The organism is Mesorhizobium sp. AR10 (genome assembly GCF_024746795.1).
In the GTDB taxonomy this organism is placed as follows: Bacteria; Pseudomonadota; Alphaproteobacteria; order Rhizobiales; family Rhizobiaceae; genus Mesorhizobium.
In genome coordinates, this window is record NZ_CP080524.1 from 6068197 (window position 1) to 6084196 (window position 16000).

Annotated in this window: 9 protein-coding genes and 2 tRNA genes; 2 read left to right on the forward strand and 9 right to left on the reverse strand. The window is 61.4% G+C overall.

Going from position 1 to position 16000, the window contains the following annotated elements:
• Positions 1 to 97: 97 nt before the first annotated feature.
• From LHFGNBLO_RS33135 to LHFGNBLO_RS33150, 4 genes are all read right to left on the reverse strand, one after another.
• Positions 98 to 197, reverse strand: a tRNA-Arg gene (locus tag LHFGNBLO_RS33135).
• Positions 198 to 597: 400 nt separating this feature from the next.
• Entirely contained in the window at positions 598 to 1959 is a 1362-nt protein-coding gene (locus LHFGNBLO_RS33140) for an integrase (RefSeq protein WP_258604351.1), read from the reverse strand.
• A 129-nt stretch (positions 1960 to 2088) separates the two neighbouring features.
• Positions 2089 to 2165 (reverse strand) — tRNA-His (locus LHFGNBLO_RS33145).
• Between the two features lie 448 nt (positions 2166 to 2613).
• Positions 2614 to 3069, reverse strand: coding sequence for a phasin (locus LHFGNBLO_RS33150; protein WP_258604353.1), 456 nt, complete (start codon positions 3067 to 3069; stop codon positions 2614 to 2616).
• Between the two features lie 246 nt (positions 3070 to 3315).
• On the opposite strand from LHFGNBLO_RS33150, the gene LHFGNBLO_RS33155 reads away from it, so the two are divergent.
• A complete protein-coding gene (locus LHFGNBLO_RS33155; protein WP_258604354.1) occupies positions 3316 to 7185 on the forward strand; it encodes a PAS domain S-box protein in 3870 nt (1289 codons plus the stop codon).
• Positions 7186 to 7552: 367 nt separating this feature from the next.
• On the opposite strand, the gene LHFGNBLO_RS33160 is transcribed toward LHFGNBLO_RS33155, so the two are convergent.
• The gene (locus LHFGNBLO_RS33160) at positions 7553 to 9511 is read right to left on the reverse strand and encodes an acetoacetate--CoA ligase (protein ID WP_258604355.1); all 1959 of its coding nucleotides are present in this window, start codon (positions 9509 to 9511) and stop codon (positions 7553 to 7555) included.
• Between the two features lie 298 nt (positions 9512 to 9809).
• Here LHFGNBLO_RS33160 and LHFGNBLO_RS33165 point away from each other — a divergent pair, with 298 nt between their 5' ends.
• Positions 9810 to 11660, forward strand: a complete 1851-nt coding sequence (locus LHFGNBLO_RS33165; RefSeq protein WP_258604359.1) for an AsmA family protein — start codon at positions 9810 to 9812, stop codon at positions 11658 to 11660.
• Between the two features lie 36 nt (positions 11661 to 11696).
• Here the strand turns inward: LHFGNBLO_RS33165 and LHFGNBLO_RS33170 are convergent, their stop codons facing one another.
• The 4 genes from LHFGNBLO_RS33170 to LHFGNBLO_RS33185 all read right to left on the reverse strand — a co-directional run bounded on the left by LHFGNBLO_RS33170 (position 11697) and on the right by LHFGNBLO_RS33185 (position 15814).
• Entirely contained in the window at positions 11697 to 12515 is an 819-nt protein-coding gene (locus tag LHFGNBLO_RS33170; RefSeq protein ID WP_258604360.1) for an ABC transporter permease subunit, read from the reverse strand.
• On the reverse strand, positions 12512 to 13480 hold the full coding sequence (locus LHFGNBLO_RS33175; RefSeq protein ID WP_258604361.1) for an ABC transporter permease subunit: 969 nt from the start codon (positions 13478 to 13480) through the stop codon (positions 12512 to 12514). The genes LHFGNBLO_RS33170 and LHFGNBLO_RS33175 overlap by 4 nt, the downstream gene beginning before the upstream one ends.
• A gap of 9 nt (positions 13481 to 13489) precedes the next feature.
• Positions 13490 to 14629, reverse strand: coding sequence for an ABC transporter ATP-binding protein (locus tag LHFGNBLO_RS33180; protein ID WP_258604362.1), 1140 nt, complete (start codon positions 14627 to 14629; stop codon positions 13490 to 13492).
• An 87-nt stretch (positions 14630 to 14716) separates the two neighbouring features.
• The gene (locus LHFGNBLO_RS33185) at positions 14717 to 15814 is read right to left on the reverse strand and encodes a polyamine ABC transporter substrate-binding protein (RefSeq protein ID WP_258604363.1); all 1098 of its coding nucleotides are present in this window, start codon (positions 15812 to 15814) and stop codon (positions 14717 to 14719) included.
• Between the last annotated feature and the right edge of the window lie 186 nt (positions 15815 to 16000).

Here is a 16000-nt window from a genome sequence, read left to right on the forward strand (position 1 = left end):
TTGGCACGTTCTCTTGTGCTTCCGTGGTGCTTGCGCGCAAAACGAGCAAGGATGCCAAAATCGTCTTGGACTAACCATTTGATATCTATGTTGAAACTGGCGAGCCCGACAGGATTCAAACCTGTGATCTCTGCCTTCGGAGGGCAAGGCTAACTCTGTCCCCAAATTTGGAAATTTTCGCCTAAGCTACGCGCGTCAGATAGCAGAAGAACGCCTCTTCGATAGTGGGTCTCGCGATGTAGCGCTCTCCCGCTACTAACCCCCGCCGGGCAGAGAGCCTTTCCCATTTGCACGCCGCAGCCGCCGATTAAAGCCCGAGCCGAACGCAGGCCCTTCACTGCACCAGGGAAGTCCGCCTACGCATAGGGCATGCTACATTCTTGGCCCTGCAGAAAGGCGAAGCCGTGAGGCGATATTCCCCCACGCTTCGACCAATGACTGCGCAGCGGATTGAGCGAGCGCTCGACCGCGTCGCCGAGATTATCGTGGCGAGAGGCGACCATGGAGAGGCATGGCTCCCGCTATACGAGCTTTTGGAACGCGCCCTGCAGGATCATCGAGCGAAGGAGGAACGCCTCGCCGCAGTGCGCCAGCGTGTCAAACGATCGCTGGATCGAACGGCAGAACGATCTTCATAAGTTCCTCTTGCCACATCTTCATGTCGCCGCCCTCGCCGTATTTCGGACGGTCGATCGTGTGGCCCATCAGCATGCGCCGGAGCTCCTCGTCCAGCCTACCGTTCTTCATGCGGTCTTCGAATGAATGGCGCAGGGAATAGACGGTGTGATTATCGGTCGGGAACAAGTTGTGGCTCTTGAAGTGCTTGTTGAGCAGGGCTGACAGCGACGCCTCGCGATCCTTGTACCGCGGGAAGCCTCTGGGATGCTTTTTGAACACCTCAAGCGCCACGCCGACCAACGGCACCTTGCGCAACGACGAGGCGGTCTTGATCTCTCGTGGATCGTCGGGATCGTCGCGCGGCTCGACTGAAATGTGCGGCACCTCGTGGTCAACATGGATGACACCGGCATGCAGGTTCGCGAGTTCGCTTGGTCGGGCGCCTGTCTCAGCGAAGGCAAGCACGATTCCCCGCGCCTCCTCATTGAGCGCCGCAAGCGCGCCAGGCGCAAATATCTTGTCGCGAATCCAGTCGGTCGGAAACGGCGGCCGACTGCGCTTCGATTTGTCGGTGAATGACAGATCGGCGAACGGGTTCTTCTGTTCGGGGAAACCGAGATGGCGAAAGTAGTCGGCGTAGAGGGTTCGAAGGTTGCCTATGTTTCGGTTGCCCGTCGACGCTGAACGGTCCGGTCGCCCTTTGTCGGGCGCAACACGGTCCAGCCAATATTTATGTACCGCTCGCGCGTCGTCGCGCGTGATCTCGCTCATTGGCTTGTCTGCGACCAGGCCGATGAAGACATCGACGCTCATTTCGCGCTTTGCCTTCCAGCGCTTCTTCTGGTCAGGACTTTTTGTGCGGATTTCGTCGCGGGCAATCTCGTTGAAGTATAGCTTCAGCGCTTCCGATATCTTGTCGTCAGGGCGGGCGACCGCGCCGCCAACCGCGTCGACAGATGGTGATTTGGCAGGCTCGCCTATCGTGCTCTCTACGCGCTGCAGGATCGTATCGAGGGGCTCGGCGACCAAGATCTCGGCGAGCGGCCGATAGACGAATCCCAGAGACTCGGCGCGCTTGACGGCTTGGCGGTATCGGACACGCGCCGCCTGTGGACTTTCACCCAACATCAACGAAGCCCACAACGCATTGTCGGCAGCCTCGTGGAGATCTCTGGCGGTACGCGCCTTTATGCGGTCGGTGGTATCGAGGGCGCGGCGCACGAACACGCCACGCTCGTCGAGGTCCCTGACCTCTCTGGGCACCCGGCGATAGTAATGGAAATGATCGCCCCTCAGTTGCAGAAAGCGGTCAGGATTATGCTCTTCGCGTCGTCTTCCCACGTTTCTAAAACACCATTTGTATCACAATAGGTAACACAATAGGTAACACAAAATGGAAAATGGTCGCAAGGGCGATCACCAGCGGCGGAAAACTCTATAATAAATTCAATTACTTAGTGAGAAAACCGATGGTACCGTTGGCTGGGATCGAACCAGCGACCTCCGGATCCACAATCCGGCGCTCTAACCATCTGAGCTACAACGGCACGTTTGCCTGAGGGGGATCGAGGTGAAAAGTTCATTCTCCGGGATCCGCTCTGTCGTTCGGCGATGCGTCCATACGGGCTATCGGAGTTTAATTCAAGGCTTTTGGCCGAGCATGGCTCCGAAAATCGGTTCCGATTTTCGGAAAGGATCACGCGCAGATGCAAGAGTCATACAGCGTCCTTTGCACGTCCAAGAGGACGCGCGGCGCTGGAGCAAAAGGCCGCTTCCCACTTCGGCTTCAACTTTCGCCGGACAAAGAAAAAGGCCGGCGGGAGGAGGTGCCGGCCTTTTCCTGTTACGAGCCAGCGGGAGGAGGTGCTGGCTGGTCACCCCGGAGAGCAGAGGGAGGAGGTTCCACTCGCCGGGTATTCAGTTGGTCAACTTATTGCACATCTATTTGTCTGATAAAATGCGACGTTTTGTTGCATCCTCAGATCATGCGCAATGTCAGGCGACCTTGATTTCCTTCATGGCCTTCTCGAAGGCGGTCTTGATCGGCTTGGAGACGTCCTCGGCCGCCTTGGAAGCGACGGTCTGGAAGTCCTTGGCCTGCTCGACGGTCGTCTCGACGCGCTTGCGCAGGAATGCGGTCTGCAGCTCGACGACTTCCGACAGCGACTTGGCGCCGATCAGAGCTTCGAGATGCGAGAAGCCGGCTTCGGCATTGGCGCGGAAAGCGGCGATGGTCTTCAGCGACAGGTCGCTGGAAACGGTCTTGGCGGTTTCAAAGGTGGACTCCAGAGCCTTCTGGGTCTCCTCGGCGCCGGTCTTCATCTTGGCATAGGCTTCCTTCGACTGCTCAACGCCCTTTTCGGCGAAAGCGCGGATCTGGTCGGTGGCCTTGGAAGCGTCAAAGCTCGGGAATTCAACGTTTTCGATCGTGTCAGTTTTGGTCCTGGACATTTTCCATCCTTTTCAGTGGCGGCGGCTTTGACAGAAAGCCGTCTCGTTCATGTATGATGGCAATATATAGGTTTTTTTGTGCATTGCAATATCTTTGTTGCAGTGCACCATAAATTCTTTCAGGCGTTAACCAAGCGCCCAGATTCCGACCGCTGCACGTTATGGCTTGTGGACCTTCGCCCCGCCGGCTTTTATTAACAAAGCGTTAACTGCAATTTGCCCGCTCTGTAAGGGTTCGCCAAGCGCATGCCGTCCGAAAACTACTCCTTCCTCGACGTCGCCGTGCTCGACTCGGTCCGCCAGCGCTTTGCCGCCGGCGACGCGATCGCCATCCTGTCCGCAGACCTCGAACAGGTGATCTGGGCCAACGGACCAGGAGCGGCGGTGTTCGGCTATCCGGACATCGAGGCCATCATCGGCGCCTCGGCGCAGCTGCCGCTGATCGCCAGGCGCCAGATCATGGCGACCAGCGGTTTTCCGGAGATTGGCAGCGATCGTGCCATCACGGTCAGGCTGGCGACCGGCTTGACCAGCCGCGCCGTCGGCTTCCTGGCCAGCGCGGTGACGATGCCGGATGGTGACAATGCGATCATGCTGGCGGTGCCGGCGGCGCAGACCGGCTCACGCAGTGCAGACGAGATTGCCAGGCGCGCCATCAGCGGCTTTACCGAAGACGGGCATTTCATCGCCTTTGTCGACGCTGCGGGCGTCGTAGAAGCCGCTTCGGATGGTTTTGCGGCGCTCGGTATCTTGCCGCAGACGCTGGCCGCACTTGTCGCCGACGTGGCCGCCGAGAACGACCGCATCGTCAAGCGCCTCGTCCCGGGCGGCACCGCTTCCTATCCAGCCGGTCTTGCCCAGCTGACCGACACACGGCACCTGCTGGTGGTGATCGACGAAGACCAGCTTGACGAAAGTCCTGTGGAGCGTGTCGGCGAGGTCGAAGGCGTTACCGCGGCATTGGCGGCGGCCGATGCCGCTGACCAGCCGGAGACGCAACAGGACAACGAGCCGACGACTGCTGCCCCAACCACTGATCAACCGGCTGCCGCAAAAACTGTTGAAGACAACGACGTGCCGGCCGACGCTGCCGATACGACCATGCAAACTCCGCAAGCAGCCGACAGCGATCGGCCTGCAGTTGGAACGCCGGCCCAACACGATCACTGGTACTTCAATGCCGGCGAGGATGATGCGCAACAGCCGAGCCAGCAGAATAACGCGGAGGCCAGAGAGCCGGCCGGGACGGAAGTTTCGACCGATGGGCTGAGCCAAGACCGCATCCCGACCGCTTCGCCGGCCAAACGCGGCTCCACCCCGGCGATCGACCGTTCGGCGCCCCCGCTGCGTTTCGTCTGGCGCACCGACGCCGACGGCAAATTCAGTTCCCTGTCGCCGGAATTTGCCGACATCGTCGGCAAGCCGGCCGCCGACGTGATCGGCCGCCGCTTCAAGGACGTCGCGGCGGCCTTCGGCCTCGACCCCTCGGGCGAGATCGCCGGCCTGCTCGAACGACGCGACACCTGGTCCGGGCGCTCGGTGCAGTGGCCGGTAGCCGGTACCGACCTGAAAATTCCTGTCGATCTGGCGGCACTGCCCGTCTACGGCCGCAGTCGCGCCTTCGAGGGCTTTCGCGGTTTCGGCGTTGCCCGCGCCAGCGATGCGGTGGTCGATTCCGAAGCGATCGGCATGGCGCTTGTCCCCAATGGCGAGGTACCCGCGACAGCGGAGCCAGCAGTCGATGAGACCGTGACGGAAGCGCCCAAGGCGGCTGACCCGTTCAAGGGCGAGGTGCCGGCGCTAACCATCGTGCCGAAGCAGGAGCGGCGCTTCGCCGACAAGGTGATCCGGCTGGCCGAGCATCGGCAGCCGGCCAATGACAAGCAGCCGGCAAATGAGAGGGGCCTGTCGACACTCGAGCGCAGCGCATTCCGCGAGATCGGCGAGCGGCTCAAGAAAGACAGCACGGCCGAGCAGCCGTTGGCTGAACAATCCGATGCCGAAAAGCAGGCGGAACCGACTGCCCAGGCAGGAGCCGAAGCAACCGGGAAGGCTGACGAGCCGGCATTGAACGAAGCCGTTCCGGCGGGCGAAATGCCGGCAACCGGTCCCGAGAGCGAAGCGGTTTCTGCTGAGCCGCTGGAAAGCGATGCGGAAGACGAGAAGGATCTCGCGCGGCTCGACGGCGAGCAGCCGGACGAATCCGCTCGCGAAAGCGTCGCCGACCAACCCACCGGGCCGGCAGTCTCGGGCTCCTTGCTCGATTATGCCAATCAGGAACCAACCGATGTCGCCGACGGCAGCGACGAGGCGACGGTTTCCGAACCAACTGAGGCGGCAGCACAAGAGGCCGCCGATGCCGGCGTGCCGCCTATCGCTGCCGAGACGCCCGTTGCAGCCGGTGCAAACGCAGACGACGACAGCATGACATCGGCCGATTTCCGCGACGCCGAAGACAGCGAGGATTGGGTGCGGCCCGACATCGAGGCTGTCTTGCCCGCCGATGACGGCGTCGGCGGAACGGAGACGGCTCCTGTCGAGCGGCCGCGCCTCAAAGTGCCGCCGCTCAAAGTTGAAGGGTTCGTGCCATCGGCATTTTCGGCCGGAGACGAAACCAAAGCCCCTGATACCTCGATCCTCGGCAAGCTGCCGGTCCCCTTGCTGATCCATTCCGGCGACGAGCTTCATTATGCGAATGAGGAATTCCTCAGCCTGACCGACTATGACACGCTTGAGGACCTGAGCGATGCCGGTGGCCTCGGCGCGCTGTTTGCCGATCCTTATTCCGATGAGGGAGGCTCCGACGGAGCCGACCGCGCGCTGAAGCTGAAGACGCGTGACGGGCAGGAGTTCCCGATCGAGGCCATCCTGCGCTCGGTTCCGTGGCGCGGCGGCAAGGCACTGATGCTGGTCGTGCGCCGCTCCGGCGAGGACGAGGCACCGGCTGCGGCTCTACATAGCGCTGCCGACGAGCCGACCCAACCGGACATTCCGGAGCTCAAGAGCCGCATTGCCGAAATGCGCACCATCATCGACACTGCCACCGACGGCGTCGTGCTGATCGGCCGCGACGGAGCGATCCGTTCGATCAGCCGACCGGCGGAAGCGCTGTTCGGTTTCGACAGCGACGAGGTGACAGGCAAGCCCTTCGCCTCGCTGTTTGCCATAGAAAGCCAGCGCGCGGCGCGCGACTATCTCAACGGACTTTCCGAGCCTGGCGTGGCGAGCGTGCTCAATGACGGCCGCGAAGTGATCGGACGCGAGTCGCAAGGACGCTTCATTCCATTGTTCATGACCATCGGCAGGCTGCCCAATGACAGCGGATTTTGCGCCGTGGTGCGCGACATCACGCAGTGGAAGCGGGCCGAAGAGGATTTGACGCAGGCGCGCGCGGTGGCCGAACGCGCCTCTTCGCAGAAGACCGATTTTCTCGCGCGCATCAGCCATGAAATCCGCACGCCGCTGAACGCCATCATCGGCTTTTCCGAGCTGATGGTGGACGAGAAATTCGGGCCGGTGGCCAACGACCGCTATCGCGACTATCTGCGCGACATCAACCGGTCGGGCAACCATGTGCTCGACCTGGTCAACGACCTGCTCGACATCTCGAAAATCGAAGCCGGCCAGCAGGAGATGGATTACGAGGCTGTGTCGCTCAATGACACGCTGGGCGAAACGGTGGCGATGATGCAGCCGCAGGCCAATCGCGAGCGTGTCATCATCCGTTCCAGCTTCGCCTCGCGGCTGCCGGAAGTGGTGGCCGATCTGCGCAGCGTGCGCCAGATTGCCCTCAACATCCTGTCGAACGCCATCCGCTACACGCAAGCCGGTGGCCAGGTGATCGTCTCGACCGCCTATGAACCCTCCGGCGATGTCGTCATGCGCGTGCGCGACACCGGCATCGGCATGAGCCAGGCCGAGATCGAGCAGGCGCTTAAGCCGTTCAAGCAGATCAATGCACTGAAGCGTGGGCGCGGTGACGGTACGGGTCTCGGACTGCCGCTGACCAAGGCGATGGTCGAGGCAAACCGGGCCCGGTTCACCATCACGTCGACGCCCGGCGAAGGAACTCTGGTCGAAGTCGGCTTTCCGTCGACCCGTGTGCTCGCCGATTAAAGAGCGCCCGCTTCCGAAAGTCGGCTCCAGCTTCTTGCTGCGCGGATCTGCGATCCTGAACAATGGCCACGAGAAAAGAAAAGGCGTCCAAAAGGACGCCTTAAGTGATGGATTGCTGTCACAACGGGGCTTGAGCGAATGCAGATCCTCAGGGACTTCGAGGAACGGGATTTCTCCCTCAAGTTACGTGCGACTATCGACGCCGGCCCTTAACAACTCCTTACCGGCGTGGCGAAAAATTTACGAAAGTGTACCACTCGTGAAATCTAGGTAAATTCCACCGACATATTTCGTTAACCATGCCGAAGGCCATTTAGGCATTCATGCCGTTATCCCAAAACCGCTACACACTTTTGGGCGGCATGCATTAGTCGGCAAGCTGCGGCAGGTTGCGGAACAGTTCGAGCGCTTCGGGATTGGCGAGCGCCTCCTTGTTCTTGATGGTGCGGCCATGCACCATGTCACGCACCGCAAGCTCGGTGATCTTGCCCGATTTGGTGCGTGGAATGTCGGCGACGGCGACGATCTTCGCCGGCACGTGGCGGGGGCTTGCCCCGGTGCGGATTTTCGTTCGGATGCGTTTTTCCAGATCGGCATCGAGCGCGATACCAGCGGCCAGCCGCACGAACAGCACGACGCGAACGTCATTGTCGAAATCCTGGCCGATGCACAGCGCCTCGAGGATTTCCGGCATCTGTTCGACCTGGTTGTAGATCTCCGCCGTTCCGATCCGCACACCGCCCGGATTGAGTGTCGCGTCGGAGCGGCCGTGGATGATCATGCCGCCATGGGCGGTCCATTCGGCGAAGTCGCCGTGGCACCAGACATTGTCGAAACGTTCGAAATAGGCTGCCTTGTACTTCTTGCCTTCAGGGTCGTTCCAGAAGCCGATCGGCATCGCCGGAAACGCCCTGGTACAGACGAGTTCGCCCTTCTCCTGCCGGACCGGCTTGCCGTCATCGTCCCAGACATCGACAGCAAGGCCGAGGCCCGCTCCCTGGATCTCGCCGGTCCATACCGGTTCTGTCGGAACGCCAAGCACGAAGCAGGAGACGATGTCGGTGCCGCCGGAGATCGAGGCCAGATGCACGTCCTGCTTGATGCCGTCATAGACGAAGCGGAAATCCTCCGGCGACAGCGGCGAGCCGGTGGATGAGATCGTCCGCACGGTGGCAAGATCATGGGTGCGGATCGGCTCCAGGCCGGCCTTGCGCACGGAATCGATGAACTTCGCCGAAGTGCCGAAATAGGTCATCTTCTCGGCATCGGCGAAGTCGAACAGAACATTGCCGTCGGGGTAGAAGGGCGAGCCGTCATAGAGCAGCAAGGTGGCGCCGGACGCCAGGCCCGAGACCAGCCAGTTCCACATCATCCAGCCGCAGGTGGTGAAATAGAAGAAGCGGTCGCCGTCGAGCAGGCCGGCATGGAGCCGCTGTTCCTTGACATGCTGGATCAGCGTTCCGCCGGCCGAATGGACGATGCATTTGGGGATGCCGGTCGTGCCGGAAGAAAACAGGATGTAGAGCGGATGCGAAAACGGCAGCCGCTCAAAGGTGACAGGCTTGGCAGCGAAGGGCGACAGCGCCTCTTCCAGAGCCGCGGCCTTGTCGATGGTCACTGCCACATCGGCCGAGGTGCCGAGATAGTCGACGATCAGGATCTTGCGTACGGAAGGCAGCTTTGCCGCCACGGAAGCGATCTTGTCGGCGACTTCGATCGCCTTGCCATTGTACCAATAGCCGTCCGGCGCGATGAAGACGACCGGCTCGATCTGGCCAAAACGGTCGAGAACCCCCTGCTCGCCGAAGTCGGGAGAACAGGACGACCAGACGGCGCCGATCGAGGCGGCGGCCAGCATCGCGGCAACGGCCTCCGGCATGTTGGACATCATCGCGGCGATTCGGTCGCCCTTTTTCACGCCGAGCGAGAGGAAAAGCTGCTGCAGGCGCGAGGTCAGCCCATGCAACTCATTCCACGACAGTCGACGCTCGATCTTGTCCTCGCCGCGAAACACAATTGCGTCGCTCGAGCCTGTCTTCTTCAAGAGGTTCTCGGCGAAGTTCAGCGTGGCGTCGGGAAAGAAGGCGGCACCAGGCATCAGATCGCCGTCGACCAGCACGGGCTCGCCCCTGTCACCGACGATGCCGCAGAACTCCCAGACCAGAGCCCAGAACGCCTCGCGATCGTCGATCGACCAGCGGTGAAGTTCGGCATAGGAGGCGAAAGATGTGCCGGCGTTCGCGGCGGCTGCTTTTATGAAGGCGGTCAGCGGCGCGGCGTCAATCTGGTCTTGTGTCGGGGTCCAGAGTGGTACTTCGGCAGCCATGATCGTTCCTCTTAAAGCGCGTCGCGTTTGAAGGGATTCCTAACGACGCGCTTTAAACTCTGCTTCATGCCGGTCGCTGTCCCAAAAACGCCGCGCACCTCTCGGGGCAGGCTTTTGGGCGACATGCATTGGGCACCCTCGCTTATGCATATCGCGGCGCAGCAGAGCAAGATTTTGTTCGGTCGACCGCGCAGCATGTGCGCAAATGCCATCGCCGGGCCATAAAGACTTGAAATGCCTAAGCCTTGGGTTACACCCGTTGGGCGATTTTTGTTGGAATGGAAGCATACGGGGCGATATGCCATCACCTTTGATCCGGCGCGGAGTATGGGCGATCGGCGTTGCCGTGCTCGTCATCGCGCTGGTCGTCGCCGCCCTGCCGCTCATTGCCTCGACCCGTATCGTGCGCGACCGCATCGCCTGGGAGATGAGTGCGTGGAGCGGTTTCAGGGTCACCATCGACGGCGCGCCGCGCATCGAGGTGTGGCCGAAGTTCCGGGCCATCCTGACCGACGTGACGCTTTCGCAATGGACGGAGACCGACGCGCCGCCGGTGATCGAGGCCGAGCGGGTCGAGGTCGACCTTTCCGCCATGGCGGCGCTGCGCGGCGACGTGGCGTTTTCGACGGCGCGGCTGGTGCGGCCGACGATCAGGGTTCAGCGCATCGCAAACGGCCTGTTCCTGCCTGCCATACCGTCCGGCGGACGCATCACGCGCTCGATCGACACCGCTCGCGGCGTGGTCAACGCCGATCCCGCCAAGCCGGATCTGAGCAAGCTGCCGGCGGATCCGTTCGGCATCGTGGAGTTCAGGGACGGACGCGTGATCGCCTCCGTCGGCGGCAAGGACGACGAGATCCTGAGCAGCCTGACCGGCCAGGCGAACTGGGCGGCGATGAACAGCAATGCGACGCTATCGGCGACCGGAATCTGGCGCGGCGAAAGCGTCGCCGTGGACGCCGCCTCCCCGAACCCGCTGGTGCTGTTTGCCGGGGGTGCTGCGCCGATCTCGCTTTCCTTCAAGGCAGCACCGGCCACCTTCTCGTTCGACGGCATGGCCAGCATGTCCGAAAATGCTTATTTCGACGGCCAGGCGAAATTTGCCGCCCCTTCGCTGAGGCGCGTGCTCGAATGGTCGCAGGCCGGCATCGCACTCGGTGCGGCGATCGGCTCCGTCTCCGTTTCCAGCAAGGTCACGGCGACGACGGGCCGGATAAAATTCGAGAACACCGCGGTGGCACTGGACAACAATCCGGGAATGGGGGCGCTGGACCTCTCCTTTGGTGAAGCGCTGCCGGTGATCTCCGGCACGCTTGCCTTCGATACGCTCGACCTCAGGTCGTTTCTGTCAGCCTTCACGCCGCTCGCGCCCGCCGGCGAAACCGGCCCCGGCGAAATCGACAGCAGCTTCGCCGACCGTATCAATCTCGATCTCAGAGTGTCGGCAGCGCATGCCACCGCAGGTGCCATCCAGCTTGCCGACGTCGCCGCCGCCGCGCAGGTCAAGAACGGCCTTGCGGTCTTCGATATTTCGGATGCGTCGGCTTTTGGCGGCAACATCCAGAGCAGTCTTCGTTTCGACCGCAAGCCGGAAGGTACGCAGGTCGAGATCCGGCTTCTCGCCTCCGACATCGATGGCGCCGCTTTCGGAACCGCGGCGGGCATGACACGGCTTGTGCCGGCCAGCACCGGGACCGTCTCTGTCATCCTCAAGGGGCCAGGCAAATCCTGGAACTCCATCTTCGAAAACGCCGACGGCTCGGTCTCGGCGACGTTCGGACCGGGTGCACTGAGCGGGCTCAACCTGCCGGCCTTTCTCAAACACGCTGAACAAGGCGGATTCTTCGCCCTCGACGACGTCGCGAACGGAACGCTGCCGATCGACGGAGCCGAACTCAAGGCGAGCATTTCCAAGGGCGTGGCGAGGCTCGACAAGGCCGAGGCCAATTCGGCGAAATACAAGATCTGGCTTTCCGGTATCGCGTCCTATGCCGGACGCGGGCTGGCGCTGTCGGGCGGCGTCATCCAGCCGGAACAGGCAGCGACGCAGACGAATGAGCAGGGTCCCAACCAGTCTTCGTTCTTCGTCGGCGGCACGTGGAGCACGCCGTTCATTTCGCCGGTCAGCCGGGGCGTTTCAGGCGAGTAGGCAGCTACCCTCTCAGACTTGCCTACCCCGCGCCCATCAGCCCCGCTGCGCAGCCTGCTCGTCGCGCTGGCGCTGGACCTCGCGGCGCTTGTTGGCGAGCGAAGCGATGATGACGCCGATCGCGACTACGGCGATCAGGATGGTGCAGGCGGCGTTGATCTCCGGCGTCACACCGAGGCGAACCTGGCTGTAGATCTTCATCGGCAGCGTGGTGGCGCCGGGCCCGGAGGTGAAGCTGGCGATGACCAGATCGTCGAGCGACAATGTGAAGGCCAGCATCCAGCCGGACACGATCGCCGGCATGATGACGGGCAGCGTGATCTGGAAGAAGGTCTTCACCGGTGGCGCGCCAAGATCCATCGCTGCTTCTTCCAGCGAACGATCGAGCGTGACCAGGCGCGACTGCACCACGACGGCGACGAAACACATGGTCAGTGTGATGTGGGCAAGTGTTACGGTGAGAAAGCCGCGGTCGAGACCGACGGCGACGAAGAGCAGCAGCAGCGACAGGCCGGTGATCACTTCCGGCATGACCAGCGGCGCAAACACCATGCCGGAAAACAGTATCCGGCCCTTGAAGCGCGTGTACCGCGTCAAGGTGAGTGCCGCCAGCGTGCCAAGCACGGTCGCCACGGTGGCCGAGATGACGCCGACGCGAGCCGTGACCCAGGTGGCGTCCATCAGACCCTGGTTGTGAAACAGCGAGACATACCATTTGGTCGAGAAGCCGCCCCAGACGGTGACCAGCTTGGACTCGTTGAAGGAGAAGACGATGAGCAGGACGATCGGCAGATAGAGAAAGGCAAAGCCCAGCACGATCGAGGTGATGTTGAAGCGGCTCCAAGTCGTGTTCATCTGTCCTGCTCCTGGGCGCGGGCCTGGGCTCGCTGGAAGAGCATGATCGGCACGATCAAGAGCAGCAGCAAGATGACGGCGACGGCCGACGACACCGGCCAGTCACGGTTGGCGAAGAACTCGTTCCACAACGTCTTGCCGATCATCAGCGTTTGCGACCCGCCGAGCAGGTCGGGAATGACGAATTCGCCGACGGCGGGAATGAACACCAGAAGGCAGCCGGCGATGACGCCGGGCAGCGACAGCGGAAAGGTGATTTTCCAGAAGGCGGCGGTCGGCGGGCAGCCGAGATCCTTGGCCGCCTCGATCAGCGAATAATCCATCTTTTCCAGGGACGAATAGAGCGGCAGCACCATGAACGGCAGATAGGAATAGACAATGCCGATGAAGATCGCCGTGTAGGTGTTGAGGATGATCAGCGGCTGGCTGATGACGCCGGTGGCGAGCAGCAACTGGTTGAGCAGCCCCTCGGGCTTGAGGATGCCGATCCAAGCGTAGACCCGGATCAGGAACGAGGTCCAGAACGGCAGGATCACCAGCATCAGCAGGGTTGGGCGGATGGTCGCCGGCGCACGCGCCATGCCATAGGCGATCGGATAGCCGACGATCAGGGTCAGGACCGTCGAGATTGCGGCGACGATGACGCTTGTCACATAGGCGTTGAAGTAAAGCGCGTCCTCAGTCAGCCAGGTGTAGTTGTCGATACTGAGCTGTTTCAGCTGGGCGAAAAAACCGGAAATGCCGCCGCTGAAATCCAGCACCGGCGTGTAGGGCGGTATGGCGATCGCCGTCTGCGACAGCGAGATCTTGAAGACGATGATGAACGGAATGAGGAAGAAGAACAGCAGCCAGACATAGGGGATGATGATGACCAGACGGCTTACGAAAGCGGCGCTCAGCCTGGCCAGAGCGGACTTGTCCGCATCGATGGCCGGGGTTGTTACGGTGACAGCGGCATTCGACATGACCGCCCCCTACCGCGTCAGCACGACGCCGGCGTCGGGCCGGAAAGAAACCCAGGCACGATCGTTCCAGCTCAGTGGATCCTCGGTGAGGCGTGCGGCATTCATGGTGCTGGCCCGCACGACCTGACCGTCATCCAGCCTGACGTGGTAGACGGTCATGTCGCCGAGATAGGCGATGTCATAGACCTCGCCCTCGATCGCATTGACGGCATCTGCAGGCTTCTTGGACGATATTTTGATCTTCTCCGGCCTGATGGCGAAGGTGACGGCAGCGCCAGCGGCGGCATCGCCGGCATTCTCGGTGCGGATGGTGATGCCATTGCCGGCATCGATGCTGGCGGCGCCCGCCGCGCCGCGCGCGATCTTGCCTTCGAACATGTTCACATTGCCGACGAAACCGGCGACGAAGCGAGAGCCCGGCGCCTCGTAGACTTCCGCCGGCGTCGCCACCTGCATCACCTCGCCCTTGTCGATGATGGCGATGCGGTCGGCCATGGTCATCGCCTCTTCCTGGTCGTGGGTGACGACGACGAAGGTGAGGCCGAGATTCTGCTGCAGGTCCATCAACTCGAACTGCGTTTCCTCGCGCAGCTTCTTGTCCAGCGCGCCAAGCGGTTCATCGAGCAACAGAACCTTGGGCCGCTTGGCGACCGAGCGAGCGAGCGCGACGCGTTGGCGCTGGCCGCCGGACAGCTGGTGAGGCTTGCGCTTGGCGAACTGCTCCAGCTTGACCAGCTTCAACATTTCGGCGACGCGCGCCGCGATCTCGGGCTTCGGCATGCCGTCCTGCTTGAGGCCGAAGGCGATGTTGTTCTCGACCGTCATATGCGGGAACAACGCATAGGACTGGAACATCATGTTGACGGGACGACGATAGGGCGGGATGCCGCGCAAATCCTGGCCATCGAGCAGGATGCGACCGGCGGTCGGTTCCTCGAAGCCGGCCAGCATCCGGAGAAGCGTCGACTTTCCGCAGCCCGATGCGCCGAGCAGCGCGAAGAACTCGCGCTCGAATATGGTCAGCGTCAAATTGTTGACGGCGGTGAAATCACCGAACTTCTTGGTGACATTGTCGAATTGAATGTATGGCTTGGCGTTCGGATCATTCCATGGCGCGAAATCCCTGCGGATGCTGCCAAGCGATTTCATGTCCCTCTCCGTCCTGCTGGTTGCCCCGAAATTCTAGTCCCCAAATACCTGACCCCGGCAGAACCTGCCGGGGTCTGTCAATCTCGCTTACTGTCCGGTGACGATCTTGGTCCAACTGCGCGTGATGAGGCGCTGGGTCTTGGGATCGTAGGGCGAGACGGTATAGAGTTTTTCCAAGGTCGCAGCGTCCGGATAGATCGCCGGATCGTCAAGGATCGCCTTGTCTATGAACTGCTGCGACGCCTTGTTGCCGTTGGCATACAGCACATAGTTCGACGATTTGGCGATCACTTCCGGCTTCATCATGTAGTTGAGGAATTCGAGCGCCTCCGCCACATGCGGTGCGTCGGCCGGTATAGCCATCTGGTCGAACCACATCTGCGCCCCTTCCTTCGGCACTGCGTAGCCGATTTCAACGCCCTGCTTGGCCTCGACTGCGCGGTTGCGCGCCTGGAACACGTCGCCCGACCAGCCGACCGCCAGGCAAATATCGCCATTGGCCAAGGCATTGATGTACTCGGACGAATGGAATTTGCGGATGTAGGGCCGGATCTTCAGCAGAGTTTCTTCGGCCTTGGAGATATCGTCGAGTGACGTGCTGTTCGGGTCGAGACCGAGATATTTCAGCGTCGCCGGTATGATGTCGGCCGGCGAGTCGAGCACATAGACACCGCAGTCCTTCAACTTGGCCAGACTTTCCGGATTGAAGAACACATCCCAGCTATCGATCTTGTCAGTGCCAAGTGCTGCCTGCACCTTCTTGAGGTTGTAGCCGATACCAACCGTGCCCCACATGTAGTTGATCGAGTATTCGTTGCCGGGGTCGTATTTGGCGGTTCGCTCCAGAACGGTGTCCCACATGTTGGAAATGTTGGGCAGTTTCGACTTGTCGAGCTTCTGGAACACACCCGCCTGGATCTGGCGCGCAAGGAAATTTCCGCTGGGTACGACGACATCGTAGCCGCTGCCGCCGGCAAGCAGTTTCGTTTCCAGGATTTCGTTGGAATCGAAGGTGTCATAGACAACCTTGATGCCGGTCTCCTTGGTGAAGTCGTCGATGATGGAGCTGTCGATATAGTCCGACCAGTTGAAGACGTTGACGACGCGATCCTCGGCATGAGCGCCGGGGGTGGAAAAAGCCAGAAATGCCGAGGTTGCCGAAAGCCAGAGCGCTTTGCGGATCATGCTATTCTCCTTTGATGAGTGTTCCGTCGCCGGCTCGTCGCAGCGTTGGCGCGGCCGGGCATTTGTTTCAGATGGTTGACCATTCCAGGAAGCGCAAAGCGCGAACTGCCGACACGTTGGGAGGCGTTTGATGTGCGGCTGAATTGGGCCTTGTGCCCTTGTCGTGGCCTGAGTGGCGTTCCAGCG

Coding starts and splice junctions, on each gene's coding strand:
- LHFGNBLO_RS33155 (WP_258604354.1), top strand. CDS start 3,316: ATGCCGTCCGAAAACTACTCCTTCCTCGACGTCGCCGTGCTCGACTCG.
- LHFGNBLO_RS33165 (WP_258604359.1), top strand. CDS start 9,810: ATGCCATCACCTTTGATCCGGCGCGGAGTATGGGCGATCGGCGTTGCC.
- LHFGNBLO_RS33150 (WP_258604353.1), bottom strand. CDS start 3,069: ATGTCCAGGACCAAAACTGACACGATCGAAAACGTTGAATTCCCGAGC.
- LHFGNBLO_RS33160 (WP_258604355.1), bottom strand. CDS start 9,511: ATGGCTGCCGAAGTACCACTCTGGACCCCGACACAAGACCAGATTGAC.
- LHFGNBLO_RS33180 (WP_258604362.1), bottom strand. CDS start 14,629: ATGAAATCGCTTGGCAGCATCCGCAGGGATTTCGCGCCATGGAATGAT.
- LHFGNBLO_RS33170 (WP_258604360.1), bottom strand. CDS start 12,515: ATGAACACGACTTGGAGCCGCTTCAACATCACCTCGATCGTGCTGGGC.
- LHFGNBLO_RS33185 (WP_258604363.1), bottom strand. CDS start 15,814: ATGATCCGCAAAGCGCTCTGGCTTTCGGCAACCTCGGCATTTCTGGCT.
- LHFGNBLO_RS33175 (WP_258604361.1), bottom strand. CDS start 13,480: ATGTCGAATGCCGCTGTCACCGTAACAACCCCGGCCATCGATGCGGAC.